The organism is Nostoc sp. (genome assembly GCF_036917375.1).
Classification (GTDB): Bacteria; Cyanobacteriota; Cyanobacteriia; order Cyanobacteriales; family Nostocaceae; genus Nostoc.
In genome coordinates this window covers 1-4,308 of record NZ_JBALDN010000082.1, presented here as the reverse complement: position 1 = coordinate 4,308, position 4,308 = coordinate 1, and the positions used below count along the sequence as shown (strand labels likewise).

3 protein-coding genes are annotated in these 4,308 nt (G+C 40.3%); all 3 read left to right on the top strand.

What is annotated here, in order from left to right; genetic code table 11:
* A partial coding sequence (locus tag V7K45_RS21590) for a putative Ig domain-containing protein (protein WP_335007041.1) occupies positions 1 to 2,658 on the top strand: 2,658 nt, incomplete at its 5' end.
* A 223-nt stretch (positions 2,659 to 2,881) separates the two neighbouring features.
* Entirely contained in the window at positions 2,882 to 3,271 is a 390-nt protein-coding gene (locus tag V7K45_RS21585; protein ID WP_335007039.1) for a DUF1499 domain-containing protein, read from the top strand.
* Between the two features lie 267 nt (positions 3,272 to 3,538).
* Positions 3,539 to 4,207, top strand: coding sequence for a DUF1345 domain-containing protein (locus tag V7K45_RS21580; protein WP_335007037.1), 669 nt, complete (start codon positions 3,539 to 3,541; stop codon positions 4,205 to 4,207).
* The last annotated feature ends 101 nt before the right edge of the window (positions 4,208 to 4,308 follow it).

Genomic DNA, 4,308 nt, shown 5'->3' with positions numbered 1-4,308 from the left:
GCTGCAACCAAAACCTTCAGTGGCACTCCCTTAAATGCAAACGTGGGTAGCCTCAACATTAAAGTTATCGCCACAGATACTGCTCTTGCCCAAGCGAATGATGTTTTTGTACTCACCGTTCAAAACGTCAACGATCCGCCAGAGGTAGGGAATGAAATTGCTAACCAACAAGCAACAGAAGACACGGTTTTTAATTTCACTTTTTCAGAAGACACCTTCATTGATATCGATGCTGGCGATAATCTTACCTATACTGCAACCTTGGAAAACGGCAACGCTCTGCCGAGTTGGTTGAGCTTTAATGCTAATACTAAAACCTTCAGTGGCACTCCTTTAAATGCAGACGTTGGTAGCCTCAACATTAAAGTTACTGCCACAGATACGGCTCTTGCTCAAGTCAGTGATGTGTTTGTACTCACTGTTAAAAACGCCAATGATGCACCAGAGGTGATGAACGAAATTGCAAACCAAGAAGCAATAGAAGACACGGTTTTCAATTTCACTTTGTCAGAAGATACCTTCATTGATGTCGATGCTGGTGATAGTCTCACTTATACTGCCACTCTTGAAAACGGGGATCTTCTACCCAGTTGGTTGAGTTTTAATGCTGCTACCAAAACCTTTAATGGCACTCCCTTAAATGCGGACGTGAGTAACCTCAACATTAAAGTTACTGCTAGGGATATTTTTGGGGTTGAAGTCAGTGATGATTTTGCACTCACTGTTAAGAACGTTAACGATGCACCAGAGTTAGTTGAGGCGATCGCTAATCGAAAGGTAGTCATAAATACGCAGTTTAATTTCACTATCCCAGAAAATACTTTCATTGATATCGATGCTGGCGATAGCCTCACCTACACTGCTACTCTCGAAAACGGCGATCCACTGCCCAGTTGGCTAACTTTTAATTCTGCTACCCGAAATTTTAGTGGTACTCCGACGATGGAGAATTTGGGTAATCAGAATATCAAAGTCACTGTCAAGGATATTTCTGGGGATGAAGTCAGTGATGTGTTTGTATTGACAGTTGCTAAGTTCAATAGTGTACCAATTGTAGATCGGGCGATCGCTGACCAAAAGGCCACAGCAAAAACTACCTTCAACTTCACCATTCCTGAAAATACTTTTAGCGATGTCGATATTGAAGATACCCTGACTTACTCTGCTACCTTAGACAATGGCGATCCACTACCTAGTTGGTTAAGCTTCAATGCTAACGAGCTTACCTTCAGCGGCACTCCTACGAATGATAATGTGGGTAGCTTGAACATAAAAGTCACCGCCACAGATCCGGCTCTTGCTGAAATTAGTGATATATTTGCACTCACAATTGCTAAAGCTAACAATCCACCAATTGTAGATCGGGCGATCGCTGACCAAAAAGTTACGGCAGAAACTACCTTTAACTTCACTATCCCTGAAAACACCTTTAGCGATGTAGATATTGAAGATACCCTAACCTACACTGCTACTCTCGAAAACGGCGACCTACTACCCAGCTGGTTAAGCTTCGATCCTAATAAGCGTACTTTCAGCGGCATTCCGACGAATAATAACTTGGGTAGCTCGAACATCAAAGTTACCGCCAAAGATTCGGTTGGGGCTGAAGTCAGTGATGTGTTTGCACTCACCGTTGCTCAAGGAATTACTGCTGAAACTGAATCAATCAGCCTACTCACAAGAATTACAGGTGATATCTTTACGATCAAAAATCAAGTTAATGGGGAAAAAGCCAAACTCTCAGTCAAGATTAAAAGCAACACCTCTGAAGAAGTCAATGAACTGGGTGTATTTGTCGTTGATGATGCAGAAGGTAGGATTAATGGCGTAGCCCCTGGTGCTGCAAATTACACCGAACTAGCTCTCCAACGAGCAACGGTGCTTCTTTCATCTCTTGCCAAACTACCCAATGGTTTTAATCCCACTGACCTCAGCAGGTTACTGGAGTTCAACTCTGAGAGCAACCTCAGATTTTATTTAATCCGTAGCAGCACTACTCAGGCGGTGCTATCTGGACAAACCCCTTTTTCTCAGGTGCTTTTTTCCTCGGATACGAATGTGGACGATACAGGATTCTCTCTCAACTTCCAGAATTTGGTTGTCAAGATTGCAGCAACAGAGCAAGATCCACCTCTAGGTACTGGTCTTCAAGGAAAATATGAACCCGAACTAATTGATTTACGGGATGTAAAACAATTGGTGAAAGCCGAATTTGTAGTTCATAGAGAAGCAGCTTTTAACAACTTTGTCGGCTTTTATCAGATAACTGATGAGAATGGTGGCATCGATACCAATGGCGATGGTACGGCAGATGTGCTGGTTGGACAGGCGGGTTATACTCAAGCTGCGATTAGTCACCGTGTCGCTGGTATGGATTTGAGTGTGGCTAACCAAGGTACAGCAAGTTTTACAGGCACTTTCCAACCTGGTGCTATTTTCGTCCCATTTATCATTGTTGATGGCGGGGCTGATGCAATTCTTGATAGCAATCCCAATAACGATCCGGCGGTTTACTTTTCCTTCTTGGGCGCTAACACTGACAAAGCAGCTCATATTCGCCTGTTAGGGAATAACGCTTTTGGCTTTGAGGATTTGGCAAATGGCGGCGATCGAGATTACAACGATTTGATTGTCCGAGTTAATTTGAGTATCGCCTAGTCTGAAGTGACTCGGTATAGGTGTAATATAGCCTGTAAGCTTTATTGAGCAAAAAATACAGGCTTTTTTATGAAAAAGTCAAATACGAGTCATAAAGAGCGATCGCATCACCGATGTTTTAGTGAATCTGTCATTTGCCAGAAGATGCGATCGCAGCAAAGTATTACAGTGATTCAAACCAATATGTGAGAGTATATTTATTCACTTACCCGGAGACATAATTATGGTTTTTGCTGGCAAACGGCCAAATAATTTAGGTATTAGCAACGGTAAATTAGCATCTTGCCCTAATACCCCTAACTGCGTTTCTAGTCAGAGTACAGATGCATCTCACCAAATTGCACCACTGACTTTTACATCTACTCCAGAAGAAGCGATTACTAATCTTAAACAGATTATTGAGTCTTTACCAAGAACCAAAATCATTACCGAAAGTCAAGATTATTTATATGCAGAATTTAAAAGTGCTTTACTGGGATTTGTGGATGATGTAGAATTCTATCTAGACCGGAATGCAAATGTTATCCACGTGCGTTCAGCTTCACGTTTAGGTCAGAGCGATTTGGGTGTTAATCGCCAACGAATAGAGACGATTAGAGCTAAGTTCAAATAATTTTTAATTGAACTAAAAACTGGAGTTAAAGACTGGGAAGATAAAGAAGTAGTTGGACAAAATTAATTACACAATGTCATTACGAGTGAGACATTCGCAAAGTATTGGATTGATTCACTGAGTTTGTAATGGTTGTAATATTTTGTCCATCTACTTATGTGGATTTAGACCCTAATAAAATCTGGAATGACGATTGTGTAATGTAGTGTAATGTTTCACCGAAAATGATGAATTACAAATTAGTTAAACTCTGCGATCGCAAAATTTGTGAAACTTAATTTATTTAAAAACTTTGACTCTCGACCCCGATTAATCATTGCTATCGGACTCGCTGTATTAGTTTTACTAATCCTGCCGCATTCTCTGCACTTACCTACTCGCATTCTCTGCGCTTGGAACTTTGGTATTGACTTTTTCTTAGCGATAACGTGGTGGAAAATGATCGAGGCTAACCCAGAAAAAATTCGCCGTTATGCTGAGAGTGAATATGAAGGACATTTAGCTATATTTATGCTTGTGATTGCTGCTGCTTGTGCCAGTGTTTTAGCTATTGGGTTTTTACTAACTGATAAAAAAGGATTGTCAATAATTCTGCTTACCCTACATGTCATACTTTCAATTATGACCATTGTTGGTTCCTGGTTATTAGTGCATACGATGTTTGCAGTACAATATGCGCACAGCTATTACAAATATATTAATCGTAATCATAGTCAAGAAATCACTGGAGGTTTAGATTTTCCTCATAACGACTATCCAGACTACTGGGAATTTTTATATTATTCATTTGTTGTCGGCATGACCAGTCAAGTTTCAGATGTGCAGACAACATCACCCGACATGAGACGCTTGACTCTGTTACATGGCATATTATCCTTCTTTTTCAATACCACCATTTTAGCTATGAGTATTAATATTATTGCATCCCTGATTTAAAAATTGTTGGTTCTTCAGTACTTGTTATGCTTAACTAATAGTTGGTATACCAATTTAACAAGCATCTAACTCGAAAATTTTCAAAATTTCTAAATCCATAC

Coding starts and splice junctions, on each gene's coding strand:
- V7K45_RS21585 (WP_335007039.1), top strand. CDS start 2,882: ATGGTTTTTGCTGGCAAACGGCCAAATAATTTAGGTATTAGCAACGGT.